The organism is Pseudomonas sp. GW821-FHT01E10, assembly GCF_059422365.1.
Genome location: NZ_JBWKWT010000003.1, coordinates 322,783 through 339,608 on the forward strand (window position 1 = coordinate 322,783; position 16,826 = coordinate 339,608).

A 16,826-nucleotide genomic window follows, 5' to 3' on the forward strand; every position below is an offset into this window, starting at 1 on the left:
GGAGCCGGATTTGAACCGACGACCTTCGGGTTATGAGCCCGACGAGCTACCAGACTGCTCCATCCCGCGTCTGTGTGGCGGCATTCTACAGGCGAACGCCGTAGTGTCAACCGTTAATCCAAGTATGGGTCAAATAAACCAGAATCAGCGCTGAACGGTCGCCGAGGAACGCTAAGTTTCGGAATCAGAAGGATTTCTCGTTTCTGCTCGGTAAAGCATGAAACGCTGATTTTTTATAAAACAGGCACGCACAAAAAAGGCCACTCTTTCGAGTGGCCTTTTTCGATGTTTGGTTGCGGGAGCCGGATTTGAACCGACGACCTTCGGGTTATGAGCCCGACGAGCTACCAGACTGCTCCATCCCGCGTCTGTGTGTCGGCATTCTACAGAGGATCGCCGGGCTGTCAACCTTCAATCTCGGTAAAATCTGTTCCTGTTCAATCGCTTAGGTGAAAACAGAGGGTGTGGATCGGGCTGAAACGCAGGCAGGGCAAGGCTTTTGGCTCTATCGGTAGGTGGCTTTCGATTGAGAAAATAAATTCCTCCGGTACTTTTCCTACCGCTTGAAAAGAAGATTCAGACTACTGGTGCTATATACAGGTGTCAGTGAGATACTGCCGGTACGACACGCCGATACTTCATTTCTTCGCCATGAACACCGCTTTTATATGACGCAGCGAAAAATCATCCACGTCGATTGTGATTGCTTCTATGCCGCCATCGAGATGCGTGACGACCCGCGCCTGGCCGGTAAGCCTTTGGCGGTGGGCGGCTCGGCGGATCGGCGTGGGGTGATTGCTACCTGTAACTATGAAGCGCGGGCGTATGGCGTGCGCTCGGCCATGTCTTCCGGACATGCCTTGAAACTGTGTCCGGACCTGACCATCGTCAAGCCGCGCATGGAGGCCTATAGAGAAGCGTCGAAGGAAATACATACGATCTTTCGCGATTATACCGACCTGATCGAGCCGCTTTCCCTGGACGAGGCTTACCTCGACGTGTCGGAGAGTGCGCATTTTGGTGGCAGCGCCACGCGAATCGCCCAGGATATTCGTCGCCGGGTGTCCAATCAGTTGCACATCACCGTGTCGGCCGGTGTGGCGCCGAACAAGTTTCTTGCCAAGATCGCCAGCGACTGGAAGAAGCCCAATGGCCTATTTGTGATCACGCCTGATCAGGTGGACGACTTTGTCAGCGGCTTGCCGGTGAGCAAACTGCATGGTGTTGGCAAAGTGACCGCTGACAAACTGGGCAAGCTCGGCATCATCGATTGCGCGCAATTACGCGAGTGGAACAAATTGGCGCTGGTGCGTGAATTCGGCAGCTTCGGCGAGCGACTCTGGAGCCTGGCCCGTGGGATCGATGAGCGGTTGGTGCACAACGACAGTCGTCGGCAGTCGATCAGCGTTGAAAACACCTATGACGTGGACCTGCCGGATCTGGTGAGTTGTCTGGATAAATTGCCGGAGCTGCTGGAGTCCCTGAATGGCCGAATGGCGCGGATCGACAGCAGCTATCGCCCGGGCAAACCGTTCGTCAAAGTGAAATTCCACGATTTTACCCAGACTACGTTGGAGCAGGCCGGGGCAGGGCGGGATCTGGGGAGTTATCAGCTGTTGTTGACCCAGGCCTTCAATCGCGGCGGGAAACCGGTGCGGTTGTTGGGGATTGGGGTGAGGCTGGAGGATTTGCGGGGCGGGTTCGAACAGTTGGAGTTGTTTGAGCGGTGAGATTTTAAAATCAAAAGATCGCAGCCTTCGGCAGCTCCTACAGGGTGTACTCCATCCAATGTAGGAGCCGTCGAAGGCTGCGATCTTTTAATAGGCCTTAATTCGGCCCCGGATCCGCCACCAGTCGCCCGGCATCCTTGGTCAGTGACTTGAGAAACTCAGCCTGCAACTCGGGATCGTTGCGGGTCAGTTCGATCAGGCTCTGTTCCAATTCGCTGGCTTCTTCTTCCAGGCCCAGTTCCGACAGGCGCTTGACCCGGTGCACCCACTGGCTCACCTCGTCGTCTTCGAGATCGTCGTAAATCAGCCCATGGGCTTCGAGCAGCTTGCCGCGCAAGTTGTTACTGATCGCCAGTGACGAGTCGGTGTGCACATCGTCCTTGTTGTCCTCGACACTGATCTGCAGCTTGCCCAGATGATTGAGGTCATGTTCGGCGAACGGGCTGTCCAGCAGGTTCAGGCGCAACACACCGTTGCGGTCGGTGCTCAGCTCGAACGTGTCCTTGCCGGCCTTGACCTGCACCGGACGCTCGCTCCAGGGCAGACTCGAGTATTCCGTGCGCTTGTCACGCTGGACTTCGTCGATGCCCGCCAGGTTCTGCTGCGCGCGACCGTGAGACTGCACGTTCATGAACGGGTTGAGCCCGGCAAAACCATAGCTGAGCCAATCCTTCGTCACGCTGTCCGGCAGATTACCGAGGGCGAACACGTTGACCACGTTCGCACCGATGCCGGCCACTACGGCCACCGCCCCCAGCGGGATCTCATAGATCTCCCTCCAGGGTTGGTAAGGCGTGTAGCGGTCATAGTGGCGTGTGACTTCGAACTCGGTGACTTCGAAGGTCTTCTGCTCGTGGATTTTCACCCGGCGTTGCGGCAGCTCCAGCACTTTGGGCTCGCCGACATCGATCTGCAGGCTGTGATCGAGCAACTTACGCTCGACCCGCTCCTCGTGCTCGCTGCGTTGTGACATGTGATTGGCACAGCCGCTGACCAGCAGGGTGCCGCACAGGGCGGCACCACCGAGGCCTAAGGTGTTTCGCTTGAACATGACGTCTCTATCTGGTGTCAGCGGCGGATACGGGCCTGGAGGAAAGACAGCACGTCAGCAACCGGCAGCGCTTGCGCCTCGGCTTCGGTACGGCTCTTGTATTCCAGATTGCCGTCGGCGAGGCCGCGGTCACTGACCACGATCCGGTGTGGAATGCCGATCAGCTCCATGTCCGCGAACTTGATGCCCGGGCTGGTTTTCTTGTCGCGGTCGTCCAGCAGCACGTCGAAGCCGGCGGCAGTCAGTTCTGCGTAGAGCTTGTCGGTGGCTTCGCGAACCTGTTCGGTTTCGTAGCGCAGCGGTACCAGAGCAATCTGGAACGGGGCCAGAGCGTCGCTCCAGATGATCCCGTTCTCGTCGTTGTTCTGTTCGATGGCGGCAGCTACTACGCGGGATACACCAATGCCGTAGCAGCCCATTTCCAGGGTGACCGGTTTGCCGTTCTCGCCCAGCACTTCGCACTTCATCGCTTTGCTGTACTTGTTGCCCAGCTGGAAGATGTGCCCGACTTCGATGCCGCGCTTGATTTCCAACGTGCCTTTGCCGTCAGGGCTTGGGTCGCCGGAGACAACGTTGCGCAGGTCGGCAACGGTCGGAACCGGCAGATCGCGCTCCCAGTTCACGCCGAAGTAGTGCTTGTCGTCGATGTTGGCACCGATGCCGAAGTCGCTCATCAGCTCGACGGAACGGTCGATGATGATCGGCAGCGGCAGGTTCAGCGGGCCGAGGGAACCGGCGCCGGCGCCAATGGCGTCGCGCAGTTCGGCCTCGGAAGCCATGACCAGTGGGCTGGCAACGCCAGGCTGGTTGGCGGCCTTGATTTCGTTCAGTTCGTGGTCGCCACGGATGATCAGGGCAATCAGCTTGCCTTTCTCTTCAGCGTGCACCACCAGGGTCTTGATGGTTTTTTCGATCGGCAGGTTGAAGCCTTCGACCAGTTGCGCAATGGTCTTGGCGTTCGGCGTGTCGACCAGACGCAGCTCTTCGGCAGGCAGTGGACGAGAGGTTTCCCGCGGTACGGCTTCGGCTTTCTCGATGTTCGCGGCGTAGTCGGAACCGTTGCTGAAGACGATGTCGTCTTCGCCGGACTCGGCCAGTACGTGGAACTCGTGGGAACCGGCGCCACCGATGGAGCCGTTGTCGGCTTCAACCGGACGGAATTTCAGGCCCAGGCGGGTGAACACGTTGCAGTACGCCTGGTGCATGCGGTCGTAGGTGACCTGCAGCGATGCCTGGTCGGCGTGGAACGAATAGGCGTCCTTCATGATGAATTCGCGGCCACGCATCAAACCGAAGCGTGGGCGGATTTCGTCACGGAACTTGGTCTGGATCTGATACAGGTTGATCGGCAGCTGTTTGTAGCTGCTCAACTCGTTGCGCATCAGGTCGGTGATGACCTCTTCGTGAGTCGGGCCGGCGCAGAAGTCGCGACCGTGGCGATCCTTGAAACGCAGCAATTCAGGGCCGTATTCTTCCCAGCGACCCGATTCCTGCCACAGCTCAGCCGGTTGAGTGCTCGGCATCAACACTTCGAGAGAACCGGCGGCGTTCATTTCTTCACGCACGATGGCTTCGACCTTGCGCATCACTCGCAAGCCCATCGGCAGCCAGGTGTACAGGCCCGAGGCGAGTTTGCGGATCATGCCGGCGCGCAGCATCAGCTGATGGCTGATGACGACCGCGTCGGAAGGCGTTTCTTTCTGTGTGGCGAGCAAAAATTGACTGGTGCGCATGGTTGGCCGTTGTCGGTTGCTGATAACGAGAAGTAATGGGGCATTGTACGGGCGAGATCTGCTGGCGTACAGGCGTGCGGCCGGCTGTGTGGCTGGAGGGCGAGAATCTGCTCGCCCTCTGCGTCCTGTATCAAAGAGGCTGCGATTCTTCCGTGACCGGGGTCTGAGCCGGTTCAGGTGTCGGGGTCGGACCGGCACGGCGGTTTTCCTGGAACCAGTGCAAGGCGATCAACAGCAGCGTCGGAACGCCCAGCAGGGCAGTGATCAGGAAGAAGTTGTGGTAGCCGAATTTTTCCACCATGACCCCTGAATAGCCGCCGATCAGGCGAGGCAACAAGAGCATGATCGAGCTGAGCAGGGCGTACTGGGTCGCGGAGAATTTGAGGTTGGTCAGGCTCGACAGGTAAGCGACGAACGCCGAAGTCGCCAGGCCCGAGCTGAAGTTGTCCAGGGAAATGGTGACGATCAGCATCCGCAGATTGGCGCCCATGTCCGTGAGCATCAGGAACAGCAGGTTAGTGGCCGCCGATGCGGCACCGCCGATGAACAGAATGGGCAGAATGCCGAAGCGCACGATGAGCAGGCCGCCCATACCGGCGCCGACCAATGTCATGATCAGGCCGAAAATCTTGCTGACACTGGCAATCTGATCCTTGGTGAACCCTTGGTCGATGTAGAACACGTTGGCCATCACGCCCATGACCGTATCGGACATCCGGTAGGTGGCGATCAGCCCAAGCAGCAGCAGGGCTTGCCAGCGGTAACGCAGAATGAAGTCGTTGACCGGCGTCAGCACCGGCGCCAGGCCACGGCGGCCCATGGCCGACAAGCACAGGGCGGTGAGCGTGGTATAGAGGATTGCCCGCAGGAATGCGCGGTCTTCGAGCAACAGGTCGAGCAGGCTGACGCCGTTGAATAGCACGCTGGCGAAGTCGGTGTTGTAGAACTGGGTGAACATGGCCGGTACGGACACCAGCAGTACGATCAGCACGAACACCGACGCCAGCTGGTGCACGAAGCTGTAGCGTCCGGCCTGAAGCTGAGTGCGCAGTGGCACCGGCGGTTCGCGCATGAAGAAGGAGGTCAGCAGCGCCGGGATCATCAAGATGCCGAACAGCAGATAGGTGCCAGTCCACGCCGCATGTTTGTAGTTGAAACCGGTGGAGCCGAAGCCTTCGGCAAAAAACAGCGCGCCCGCCGTTGCCAGCAGGGCCGCGACCCGATAACCGGCCATGTAGCTGGCCGCCAGTGCAGCCTGGCGGGTATCGTCGACGATTTCCAGGCGATAGGCGTCGATGGCAATGTCTTGCGTTGCCGAAGCAAAGGCGACTACCACAGCGATGGCGATCAGCCAGGACAGGTGTTTTTGCGGGTCGCAGAAACCCATGCCGATCAGGCCGAGGATCACCAGTGCCTGGGCCAGCACCAGCCAGGAGCGTCGTCGGCCCAGCTTGCCGAGCAGGGGTAGGCGCCACTGGTCGAGCAGCGGGGACCAGACCCATTTAAAGGCGTAGGCCAGGCCGATCAGGCTTGCATAGCCGATGGTTTCGCGGGCAACACCGGCCTCGCGCAGCCAGACTGAAAGCGTCGAAAACACCAGCATGTAGGGCAGGCCGGCGGCGAAACCAAGCAGCAACAGCACGAGCGTCGAGGGGCTGGCATAGGCGGCGAGCGCGGCGCGCCAGGTTTTACGGGGCATGGGCTGGAGTCTGCCTCAAGAATTACGGAAACAAAGCGCGCACTCTAACCGCTGTGCTCTACCGGGCGCCAGCCATGGCGCTGAATATCAACACGATTGTTCAGAACACTGATGCCTTCCATGCGCAATCGGGCCCGCTGTTCATCCCCTGAAGGGCTGCCTGCAGGCAGGCTGATCCGACCGCCGGCACCCAGCACGCGATGCCAGGGCAATTTAGTGTCACCGGGCAGTTGGCTCAATGTTCGCCCGACCCAGCGGGCGGCGCGACCCAGTCCCGCCAGTTCGGCGAGCTGACCGTAACTCACGACTTTGCCCTCGGGCACTTGTGCCAGGGTCAGGTAGAGCGCCGTGCGTCGGATTTGCGCTGCGCTTTCGGTTTCAGCGGTTGAGTCGGTCACGTCCGGGTTCCTGAAAAAAATACGCATTGACCGTCTGTAGGGTAAATCCTGGATTGTCAGTTGAGAAATGAACTCAATAGAAATAGCCGGGTCAGTCCTTGCCAGGGCCTTATTTCCAAGAATAATGCCGATTTTTTTTCGCAAAGTTGAGCTTTTGATTCGCTTATGTTGCCCAGAACCTTACTGTGCCTCGCTGTCGTCAGTGCATCCACTCCCTTGCTCGCCGATACGGTCTGGTTGAAGAACGGTGACAAGCTGAGCGGCAAGATTACGCTCTTCGATGGCGGCAAGCTGTTGATCCAGACCCCGTATGCCGGTGCGGTTCCGATTGACTGGAAAGAGGTCAAAACCCTGGAAAGCGATCAGCAAATGTTGGTCAAACAGGATGCTTACACTGGCGAGAAGGCCAAGTCGCTGCATGCGGCGGAGGACGGCAAGGTCATCCTGGCCAACGGCGATGGCCCCAAGACTGTGGAGTTGGCCAGCATTCAGCAGATGCTCAAGCCCAAGCCGGTGGTCGAGGATTTGGTGTGGAAGGGTAATGTCGACATGGCCCTGGATTATCGGCGGGCCGAAAAAGATACCGATGATTATGATGTCGGCTTCAAAACCAGCGCGCGTCATGGTCGGTGGCGTCATACGGCGGAAGGTGAGTACAACCGCGAGTTCCAGGATAGCGTCGTTACCACTGATAACTGGCGTGCCGAGTATTCTCTGGACCGATTCCTTACCGATAAGTGGTTCTGGCAAGGTCGTTTGAATTACAAGCGCGACAAGGTCGAAGAGCTGTCCCGGCAGCGCACCATCGGTACCGGCCCCGGTTATCAGTTCTGGGATGACGAACTGGGCGCCTTCTCCCTAGGGTCGCTCTTGAATAACACCGACTATGAGTATTCCAATGGCCGCAAGGAAAATTTCTATTCCTTGGCGATGAAGTGGGACTACAACCGTTATCTGGTCGGCAAGAAGGTTGAGTTCTTCACCAAGGGTGAGGTGGGTAAGCCTTTGTCGGGTGTCGCGGATTACGCCCTCGATGCCGAGGTCGGTCTGCGCTACAAAGTCACTGATTGGGCATCGCTGAATCTGAAGGCTGAGAGAGACATTATCAGCGGCAGCGATGAGGCTGACCTGAGCAAGACCCGATATACCGCAGGGTTTGGCGTGGCCTGGTAACACGCTGGAAGATCAAAAGATCGCAGTCTTCGGCAGCTCCACACTTGTGGGTGCCGCCGAAGGGTGCGATTTTTTGTTGCCTCACAAAACACACAGGCACAAAAAAGCCCCGCTTTTAAGGGCGGGGCCTTTTACTAAAGCAAGTACAAGTTAGATAACTTGAACTTCTTCAGCTTGCATGCCTTTCTGACCGCGGGTAGCGATGAAAGAAACCTGTTGGCCTTCTTTCAGGCTTTTGAAGCCGTCGGATTGGATAGCTTTGAAGTGAACGAACAGGTCGTCACCGGATTGTGGAGTGATGAAGCCGAAGCCTTTTTCATCGTTGAACCACTTAACGGTACCGGTTTGGCGATTAGACATGGTGTAACTCCTTGAACAAAGATAACTGCGACTCAGGAAGAACCCTGGCCGAGACTGAGTGCAAAGAGCAGGAAAAATTCTTGTAGATGGTTGGATCGAAATTCAACATATCGTGTAGAGATTCTCAGTGACACAAGCAGCACAGTGGCGCCACCTTAACCCTTTTTCCGGAACGTGCCAATGGTTCTTGCGAAGGTTTCTCTTTTTTAATGACTGACGGTTAATAACATGGCGGTGAGGCCCCGGAATTCACGGGGGAACGGCGAGAATTGTCTCCCAGACTTTGAACCCGGAGCGCCTGCCCGGTAAGATGCCGGACAGAATTTTTCCGCCTCGCTATTCAGGACACCCGCCATGAGCATCAAATCGGACAAGTGGATTCGCCGCATGGCGCAAGAGCACGGCATGATCGAGCCTTTCGTGGAACGTCAGGTGCGCGGCAGTGACGACAGTCGTGTGATCTCCTATGGTGTGTCGAGCTACGGCTACGATGTGCGTTGCACCAATCATTTCAAGGTGTTCACCAACATCAATTCGGCCATCGTCGATCCGAAAAACTTCGACGCTGGCAGCTTCGTCGACATCCACAGCGACGTGTGCATCATCCCACCAAACTCTTTCGCCCTGGCCAGTACCGTCGAATACTTCCGCATTCCGCGCAACGTATTGACCATCTGTCTGGGCAAGAGCACCTACGCCCGCTGCGGCATCATCGTCAACGTGACTCCGCTCGAGCCCGAGTGGGAAGGCCATGTGACCCTGGAGTTCTCGAACACCACCAACCTGCCGGCGAAGATCTACGCCAACGAAGGCGTGGCGCAGATGCTGTTCCTCGAGTCCGACGAGGAATGTGAAGTGTCCTACAAGGACCGTGGCGGCAAGTATCAGGGGCAGCGTGGCGTGACCTTGCCGCGTACCTGAGTCAACCGTCTGACAAACCGTTGGAATTCCTGGGCGGGCGTACACTCTATGGGGTGTACCGCTCCGATTCGCGCAAGGCGGATCGGGCCATCGCTCAGGAGTGCTTCATGAAGATCGATCCGCGAATAAGTGCCGAACTGGCAAGGCTCGAGCCCAATCAGGTTGGTGTGCTGGCCTGGTCCTTGTTGGCGCATCCGCCAGTCAGCATGGCAGGGGGCATCCCCCATCAGCCTGATCCCGACACCCCCAATGAAGATCCGACAGAACCCGGAGAGCCCACCCTGCCGGATGAGCCACCTCCCGCACCTGTGGTCTGATACCCGCTTTTGTGGGCGCGAGCATCGCTCGCTCCCACGGGAAGGTGGCGTTTTACTTGAGGTTGCCGCTCAAGAACTGCTTCAACCGCTCACTCTTCGGATTGCCCAGCACGTCTTCCGGCGCGCCTTCTTCTTCCACCAGCCCCTGATGCAGGAACAGCACCTGGCTCGACACTTTGCGGGCGAAGCTCATTTCATGGGTGACCATGATCATGGTCCGGCCTTCCTCGGCCAGGCCCTGAATTACCTTGAGCACTTCGCCCACCAGTTCCGGGTCGAGTGCTGAGGTTGGTTCGTCGAACAGCATGACTTCAGGTTCCATGGCCAGCGCACGGGCAATGGCCACCCGTTGTTGCTGACCGCCCGACAGGAACGCCGGGTACTGATCCGCCACACGCGGCGCCAGGCCAACCTTGTCGAGGTAACGTCGGGCGCGGTCCTCGGCTTCTGCCTTGGTGCAACCGAGCACCCGCCGCGGGGCCATGGTGATGTTTTCCAGCACCGTCATGTGGCTCCACAGGTTGAAGTGCTGGAACACCATGGCCAGGCGGGTGCGGATCCGTTGCAGCTCATCGGGGTCGGCCACATGGATGCCGTGACGGTCCTTGGCCATGCGGATGTTCCGGCCGTCCATGCTCATGGTGCCGTCGTTGGGTTGCTCTAGAAAGTTGATGCAGCGCAAAAAGGTGCTTTTGCCCGAGCCGCTGGCGCCGATCAGGCTGATAACGTCGCCGGTTTTGGCCTTGAGCGAAACGCCTTTGAGCACCTGATGATCGCCATAGCTTTTATGCAGGCCTTCGATGGTCAGTTTGTACATGGGGCATGCATCCTCAAGGCGAAAGTAGATAGCCGCTGCGATAGGCTTCGGTGCCCGCGACGTGGGCGATTACCATGCCGGCAGTGGCCATGCGCCGCAGCGAACGGGCGTACATCAGCCCGGCGACGGTGCAATGAACAGGGGTGACGCGATCATTGATCGGGTCGATGACTTCGGCGATCAGCTGCCCGGCCTCCAGGTATTCCCCGGGCAGGACCGTAAACACCAGCAGTCCGCCCACGGGTGTCGCGACCGGTTCGACGCCGGCCAGCGGCGTGGCCGGGTAGGGCAGTTCCGGTAAGGGCGCCGGCTCACCGGCAATCGCGCCGAAGTGAATCAGATAATCGATAAGCGCTTGGCAGTCGAGGCTGGCCAACGGGTGATTAACGTCGCCCTGACCGCGCAATTCGACGGTGACCGAAAAGCTGCCCAGCGGAATATCGAAATGCTCGCCGAAGCGTTCTTTCAACTGCCACCAGAGCAGGGTGAAGCATTCATCGAATGACTGGCCACCAGAGTCGGTGGCCAACAGGCTGGCTTCGGCACCGATGTAACGCGCCAGCGGCTCGACCTGAGGCCAGGCTTCGGGCGTGGTGTAGAGGTGTGCCACGGCTTCGAAATCGCAATGCAGGTCCAGCACCATGTCCGCATCGCAAGCCAGTCGTTGCAGGGTCAGGCGTTGGGATTGCAGTTGCGTGCTGGCGGTATGGCGCGCCAATACGTCGCGCAGGCTGCTGCGGATCAGTTCGAGGTTGCGTTGTGGATTGTCGCCCAGCAAGCCTTCGATCTCGTTGCCGACTTCTTCACTCAAGTCGACGAACCAGCGATTGAAGTTCTGCCCGCTTTCCAGCTCGTAACGGCCCAATGGAACGTCCATCAACACTTGTTCCAGGCCGACCGGGTTGGCCACGGGCACCAGCACGATTTCGCTGCGCAGCCGGCCGGCGGCTTCCAGCTCCGCCAGACGCTGTTTGAGGTGCCAGGCCACCAGCATGCCGGGCAGTTCATCGGCGTGCAGGGAGGACTGGATGTAGATCTTGCCTTTGGCCGCCTGGGGGCCGAAGTGAAAGCTGTGGATCTGTCGCACGGTCCCCGGCAGTGGGGCCAGCAGGTCATGAATCTGGTGGCGCATGTACGAATTGTCCTAGTGAGTCGGCCCGAGGAAGGCCAGCCATCGGCGTTCGGCGAGGCGGAACAGGCCGACCAGCGCAAAGGTAACGGTCAGGTAGATCAGCGCGGCGATGCCGAACGACTGGAAGGTCAGGAAGGTCGCCGAGTTGGCGTCGCGCGCGACTTTCAGGACATCCGGGATGGTCGCGGTGAACGCCACGGTGGTCGAGTGCAGCATCAGGATCACTTCGTTGCTGTAGTAAGGCAGCGAGCGACGCAGCGCCGACGGCATGATCACGTAGGTGTACAGCTTCCAGCCGGTCAGCCCGTAGGCTTTGGCCGCTTCGACTTCACCGTGGTTCATGCTGCGAATCGCCCCGGCGAAGATTTCCGTGGTGTAGGCACAGGTGTTCAGGGCAAAAGCCAGGATCGTGCAGTTCATCGCATCGCGAAAGAACGCATCAAGGACGGGCTGCGCGCGCACGGCCGCCAGACTGTAGATGCCGGTGTAACAGATCAGCAGCTGAATATAGAGCGGCGTACCCCGAAACAGATAGGTGTAGAACTGCACCGGCCAGCGCAGGTAGAGCTTGGGGGAAACCCGGGCGATGGACAGCGGGATCGACACCAGAAAGCCGATGAAGATCGACGCACTGAGCAGCCACATGGTCATGGCCAGGCCGGTGATGTTGTAGCCGTCGGTATAAAGGAAGGGTTTCCAGTATTCCTGCAAGAGTTCGATCATCGTACGGCCTCCCGGGCACCGGCGGCGTAGCGGCGTTCGAGCCAGCGCAGGACGACGTTGGAGGCACTGGTGATCAGCAAGTAGATCAATGCGGCCAGCACCAGGAAATAGAACAGTTGATAGGTGCTTTTACCGGCGTCCTGCGCCGCCTTGACCAGGTCGGCCAAGCCGATGATCGAGACCAGCGCGGTGGCCTTGAGCATCACCATCCAGTTGTTGCCGATGCCCGGCAGGGCGAAGCGCATCATTTGCGGGAACACCACGAAACGGAAACGCTGGCCACGTTTGAGGCCATAGGCGGTGGCGGCTTCGACCTGGCCCCGTGGCACGGCGAGGATCGCCCCGCGGAACGTTTCGGTGAAGTACGCGCCATAAATGAAGCCCAGGGTGATGACCCCGGCGCTGAACGGGTTGATCTCGATGTATTCCCATTCCATGAGGTCGGTTAACGAGGTCAGCCAGGTTTGCAGGCTGTAGAAGATCAGCAGCATCAGCACCAGGTCTGGTACCCCGCGAATCAGCGTGGTGTAGATCTGCGCCGGCACGCGCAGCAGTTTGACTTTTGACAGCTTGGCACTGGCGCCCAGCAGGCCGAGCAACACGGCCACCAACAGCGACAACACCGATAATTTGATGGTCATCCAAGTGCCTTCCAACAGCAACGGACCGAAGCCCTGAAGGCTGAAGGCTGAGAGCCCCAGGTTTTGTAATAGGTTTTCAAACATAAATCAGCAACCTGATCGGGTGAAAAAAGCGCCCATCGCGAGATGGGCGCCGGGCATTACTTGCCGCTGTACAGATTCAGATCGCCAAAGTGTTTCTTCTGAATGGTGGCGTAGGTGCCATCGTCGTGTAACGCTTTGATACCTTTGTCCAGAAGTGCCTTGAGGTCTTTGTTACCTTTCGAGATACCGACAGCAGTTTTGGCTGGCAGCAATTCGCTGTCGACAGGCTTGCTGACTTCGTAATCGGCGCCTTTTGGCGACTTCAGGAAGCCCAGTTCGGCTTGCAGCATGTCCTGGATCGCGGCGTCGAGACGACCGGAAGTCAGGTCGGAATACACCTGATCCTGGTTGGCGTAGGCCTGGGTTTTCACGCCGGCCTTGTCCAGCACGGCTTTGGCATAGGCTTCCTGAATGGTGCCTTGCTCGTAACCGACGGTTTTACCCTTCAGCGTGGCGACGTCAGTGGTGAGGCCGGAGCCCTTCTTGAACACGTAGGCGGTAGGGCCGGAGAACAGCTCACTGGAGAAGTCGATGACTTTTTCGCGAGCCGGCGTGACGGTCATCGAAGAGATCACACCGTCGAATTTATTGGCCTTGAGGCCTGGAATCATGCCGTCGAAATCGCTTTCGACCCATTTGCACTTGACCTTCAGCTCGGCGCAGATTGCATTGCCCAGGTCGATGTCGAAGCCCACCAGGCTGCCGTCGGCTGCCTTGGATTCGAACGGCGCATAGGAAGGGTCAACACCAAAACGCAATTCTTTGTATTCCTTTGCCAGCGCGGAGCCGGCAGCCATGCACAACGCCAGTGCAGAAAGGGTCAGCAATGCTTTTTTCATTATTCAATCCCTAAGAACCAATATGAGCGCTTGTGGCGCAGAAGTACTGTTACTGAAAAGCGTAAGACCTATTAAAAGTAGCAATTTCCGAACCAGAGTCCCGAACAAGCGTTTTAAAAGGTGACACAGGAAATGGCAAAGCGCGATTTGTGCACGAAAACGGGCGCTGCCAGATTCTTGCGTCTGGATGGTGCACAGGGAAGCTGATACCCATTAAATCTTGATGCTATTTGTGTAGCAGCTGTCGAGCCTGCGAGGCTGCGTTCGGCTGGGCAGCAGTCGCAAAATCAGAACTTGCGGTGCGTCAGGCGGACCGCATCAGCTGGATGCACGACGGCTGCGCCGCCGAACGCAGGCTTCGCCAGCTGCTACAAAGGCAGGGCCACAAGAGTCGGGTCAAGCCAGTAAATCCCGCAACGTCGCCAGGCTGTCAGCTTCTTCCACCGACTTGTCCTGCCGCCAACGCAATATCCGGGGAAACCGCACTGCAATCCCGCTCGGGTGCCGTTTCGACGGGGCAATGCTCTCGAATCCCAGCTCAAACACCAGGCTTGGTTTCACACGGATCACAGATCCGGACTTTTCCACCGTGGTCTTGCGCACGAGGCTGTCGATCTGGCGGATTTCTTCGTTGGTCAACCCGGAGTAGGCCTTGGCGAAAGGCACCAGTGTCCGCTCGCAGGCACAGGGTGGGCCGTCCCAAACGGCGAAAGTGTAATCAGTGTAGAGACTGGCCTGGCGGCCATGACCCTGCTGCGCATGGATCAGCACCGCATCGACACTGAACGGGTCGACTTTCCATTTCCACCACACACCCGTTTCTTTGTTCCGCCCGACGCCATACTGCGCATCGCGGGCCTTGAGCATCATGCCTTCGACCTTCAGTTTGCGAGAGGCTTCCCGTTGGCGGGCGAGGTCGAACCAGTCTTCGCCGATCAACATGGGCGAGGCAAGTAACACCGGGTTTGCGCAGGTGGTGATGAGGTGTTCCAACTGAGTGCGGCGCATGGCCTGAGTCTGGTTGCGCAAATCCTGGCCCTGCCATTCGAGCAGGTCAAAGGCCTGAATGACCACGGGCACCTCATCGAGGATTTTCTTGTCCAGCGTGTGACGGCTGCTGCGTTTTTGCAGCAGGGCGAAAGGCTGCACCGCCAGCGACGCAGGCGATTGCCGCTCGCAAGCGTTCCCAGAGCCCGAGGGCGCGGTTTTCCAGGCGACGATTTCACCGTCGATCACCGTGCCGTCGGGCAAGTCGTGAATCAGGCTGCCCAGTTCGGGGAACCGTTCGGTCACCAGTTCTTCGCCTCGCGACCAGACCCACAAGCGCCCATCGCGCTTGACCACTTGGGCGCGGATGCCGTCCCATTTCCACTCCACTTGCCATTGGCTGGCCGGGCCGAGCAGCGCTTCGAACTGCTCAACCGGTTGCGACAACGCATGGGCAAGGAAGAACGGGTAGGGTTGGCCACCCCGTTGGTCGTGTTCATCGGGTGCTTCGGGGGCAATCAGCTTCAGGTAACTGGCGGCATTCGGGCGGTGCGACGGGTCGGTGTAACCCACCAGTCGCTGGGCCACGCGTTTGCCGTCGAGCCCGGCCATTGCTGCCACGGCGCGGGTGACCAGCGATTTGGAGACACCGACACGGAAACTGCCGGTGATCAGTTTGATGCACAGCATCAGGCCCTGGCGATCCAGTTGCGCCCACAGCGCGGGCAGGCGTTCAGCGAGGACCCGCGGGGGCGCGCTGCGCAGTGGCAACAGTTTGTCCTCAATCCACACCGTCAGTCTGTCGGTAGACGTGTGAGGCGTTTCGGGCAGCACCAGCGAAATGGTTTCCGCCAGATCACCCACCGCCTGGTAGCTTTCCTCGAACAACCAGGGCGAGAGCCCGGAACACGCGATTGCCATGTCGCGCAGCACCCGTACCGGCACCCATTGCCGAAGCCGCCCGCCGGCCAGCAAATACACCGCCCAGGCGGCATCTTCGGGCGTGGCCTGGGCGAAGTAATGCTGCATCGCCGCCAGTTTGGCGTCGCTTGAGGTGGTGGCATCGAGTTCGGCATACAGCTCGGCGAAGGCTTTCATGCCTGCACCTCGGCGCTCTCGGGTTCGAAGGCTGCATTGTTCTCATCGTCGCCGTATTCGGTGCGCAACCCCATGGCATCGAGGCCCTGTTCGCGCAGATGCCGTACCAGCACTCCGATCGATCCATGGGTGACCTTCACCCGTTCGGCCCCGGACTGTTCGATGGTCCAGAGCAGGCCGGGCCAATCGGCGTGATCGGACAACACGAAACCACGATCCACGCCATGCCGCCGCTGCGTGCCGCGCAAACGCATCCAGCCGCTGGCGAGGCCATCGCTGTAGTCGCCGAAGCGCCGTACCCAATTGCCGGTACCCGTTGCAGGCGGCGCGAGGACCAGAGCTTTGCGCATCATCGGGTCCTGCTTTTTTACTTCGCTGGCATAAATCGTTGGCGGTAAATGAATGCCGCTCTGACGATAAAACTGATTGATCGGCTCAACCGCACCATGCACCAGGATGGGGCCCAGGCCGGCATCGAGGCCATGAAGAATCCGCTGAGCCTTGCCGAAAGCATGACAGAGCAGCACGCTGGTTTTATCGACTGCGGCGTTGGACTGCCACCACTGATTGATCTCGGCAAGGATCTGCGCCTGGGGTTGCCAACGGTAAATTGGCAGGCCGTACGTCGATTCTGTGATGAAGGTGTGACAGCGCACCGGTTCGAACGGTGCACAGGTGCCGTCGGGCTCTGTTTTGTAATCACCGGAGGCGACCCAAACCTCACCGCCGCATTCCAGCCGCACCTGGGCTGAGCCGAGCATGTGGCCTGCGGGGTGAAAACTCAGTTTTACGCCATGGTGCAGCAATGGCTCGCCATAGGGCAGCGTTTGCAGGTTGATGTCCTGGCCCAGCTGCGCGCGCAGAATGCCCGCACCCGGTGCCGCCGCCAGATAGTGTTGGTTGCCACGGCGAGCATGGTCGCTATGAGCGTGGGTGATGATTGAGCGCTCGACGGGGCGCCACGGGTCGATATAGAAATCCCCGGGCGGGCAGTACAAACCTTCAGGACGTGCGATAACAAGGTCCATATTGTTACCAGAATGGAGAGGCCTATTAGCTAGGAGGTTTGCCCGAAACGAGAAGTTCTATTTATTTTCACAGAGATTAATAACAAAAGATCGCA

16 protein-coding genes and 2 tRNA genes are annotated in these 16,826 nt (G+C 58.8%); 4 read left to right on the forward strand and 14 right to left on the reverse strand.

The features are described from left to right. A tRNA-Met gene (locus AC07V0_RS08000) sits at positions 1-66 on the reverse strand. A gap of 224 nt (positions 67-290) precedes the next feature. Further along, a tRNA-Met gene (locus AC07V0_RS08005) sits at positions 291-367 on the reverse strand. 301 nt (positions 368-668) lie between these two features. On the opposite strand from AC07V0_RS08005, the gene dinB reads away from it, so the two are divergent. Then, positions 669-1,730, forward strand: a complete 1,062-nt coding sequence (dinB, locus tag AC07V0_RS08010; protein WP_018926942.1) for a DNA polymerase IV — start codon at positions 669-671, stop codon at positions 1,728-1,730. A 97-nt stretch (positions 1,731-1,827) separates the two neighbouring features. Here the strand turns inward: dinB and AC07V0_RS08015 are convergent, their stop codons facing one another. From AC07V0_RS08015 to AC07V0_RS08030, 4 genes are all read right to left on the reverse strand, one after another. Beyond that, a complete protein-coding gene (locus tag AC07V0_RS08015) occupies positions 1,828-2,781 on the reverse strand; it encodes a hypothetical protein (protein WP_018926941.1) in 954 nt (317 codons plus the stop codon). Between the two features lie 17 nt (positions 2,782-2,798). Further along, on the reverse strand, positions 2,799-4,514 hold the full coding sequence (locus tag AC07V0_RS08020) for a proline--tRNA ligase (protein ID WP_018926940.1): 1,716 nt from the start codon (positions 4,512-4,514) through the stop codon (positions 2,799-2,801). A gap of 130 nt (positions 4,515-4,644) precedes the next feature. Next, the gene (locus tag AC07V0_RS08025; protein ID WP_018926939.1) at positions 4,645-6,213 is read right to left on the reverse strand and encodes an AmpG family muropeptide MFS transporter; all 1,569 of its coding nucleotides are present in this window, start codon (positions 6,211-6,213) and stop codon (positions 4,645-4,647) included. Between the two features lie 44 nt (positions 6,214-6,257). After that, positions 6,258-6,638, reverse strand: a complete 381-nt coding sequence (locus tag AC07V0_RS08030) for an MGMT family protein (RefSeq protein ID WP_219731186.1) — start codon at positions 6,636-6,638, stop codon at positions 6,258-6,260. Positions 6,639-6,776: 138 nt separating this feature from the next. On the opposite strand from AC07V0_RS08030, the gene AC07V0_RS08035 reads away from it, so the two are divergent. Then, complete coding sequence (locus tag AC07V0_RS08035) at positions 6,777-7,784, forward strand: DUF481 domain-containing protein (protein WP_018926937.1); 1,008 nt, start codon at positions 6,777-6,779, stop codon at positions 7,782-7,784. 150 nt (positions 7,785-7,934) lie between these two features. Here AC07V0_RS08035 and AC07V0_RS08040 read toward each other — a convergent pair whose 3' ends face one another. Then, on the reverse strand, positions 7,935-8,144 hold the full coding sequence (locus AC07V0_RS08040; RefSeq protein ID WP_002554837.1) for a cold-shock protein: 210 nt from the start codon (positions 8,142-8,144) through the stop codon (positions 7,935-7,937). Positions 8,145-8,498: 354 nt separating this feature from the next. Here AC07V0_RS08040 and dcd point away from each other — a divergent pair, with 354 nt between their 5' ends. Then, on the forward strand, positions 8,499-9,065 hold the full coding sequence (gene dcd / locus AC07V0_RS08045) for a dCTP deaminase (protein WP_007904652.1): 567 nt from the start codon (positions 8,499-8,501) through the stop codon (positions 9,063-9,065). A gap of 107 nt (positions 9,066-9,172) precedes the next feature. After that, a complete protein-coding gene (locus AC07V0_RS08050) occupies positions 9,173-9,382 on the forward strand; it encodes a hypothetical protein (protein ID WP_019580966.1) in 210 nt (69 codons plus the stop codon). 52 nt (positions 9,383-9,434) lie between these two features. On the opposite strand, the gene AC07V0_RS08055 is transcribed toward AC07V0_RS08050, so the two are convergent. The 7 genes from AC07V0_RS08055 to AC07V0_RS08085 form a co-directional block, all read right to left on the reverse strand. Next, positions 9,435-10,199, reverse strand: a complete 765-nt coding sequence (locus tag AC07V0_RS08055; RefSeq protein WP_086944783.1) for an ABC transporter ATP-binding protein — start codon at positions 10,197-10,199, stop codon at positions 9,435-9,437. Between the two features lie 13 nt (positions 10,200-10,212). Continuing rightward, positions 10,213-11,331 carry a succinylglutamate desuccinylase/aspartoacylase family protein gene (locus AC07V0_RS08060; RefSeq protein WP_064619966.1) on the reverse strand — a complete coding sequence of 373 codons (1,119 nt, stop codon included), beginning with the start codon at positions 11,329-11,331 and terminating at the stop codon, positions 10,213-10,215. A gap of 12 nt (positions 11,332-11,343) precedes the next feature. Continuing rightward, positions 11,344-12,054, reverse strand: a complete 711-nt coding sequence (locus tag AC07V0_RS08065; protein ID WP_018926932.1) for an ABC transporter permease — start codon at positions 12,052-12,054, stop codon at positions 11,344-11,346. Beyond that, entirely contained in the window at positions 12,051-12,779 is a 729-nt protein-coding gene (locus AC07V0_RS08070; RefSeq protein ID WP_018926931.1) for an ABC transporter permease, read from the reverse strand. Before AC07V0_RS08070 ends, AC07V0_RS08065 begins: the two co-directional genes overlap by 4 nt. A gap of 56 nt (positions 12,780-12,835) precedes the next feature. Continuing rightward, positions 12,836-13,618: a transporter substrate-binding domain-containing protein gene (locus tag AC07V0_RS08075; RefSeq protein ID WP_018926930.1), complete on the reverse strand. Its 783-nt coding sequence runs from the start codon at positions 13,616-13,618 to the stop codon at positions 12,836-12,838. A gap of 396 nt (positions 13,619-14,014) precedes the next feature. Further along, a complete protein-coding gene (locus AC07V0_RS08080) occupies positions 14,015-15,703 on the reverse strand; it encodes an ATP-dependent DNA ligase (protein WP_086944784.1) in 1,689 nt (562 codons plus the stop codon). Beyond that, positions 15,700-16,731 carry a ligase-associated DNA damage response exonuclease gene (locus AC07V0_RS08085; protein WP_086944785.1) on the reverse strand — a complete coding sequence of 344 codons (1,032 nt, stop codon included), beginning with the start codon at positions 16,729-16,731 and terminating at the stop codon, positions 15,700-15,702. The genes AC07V0_RS08080 and AC07V0_RS08085 overlap by 4 nt, the downstream gene beginning before the upstream one ends. Between the last annotated feature and the right edge of the window lie 95 nt (positions 16,732-16,826).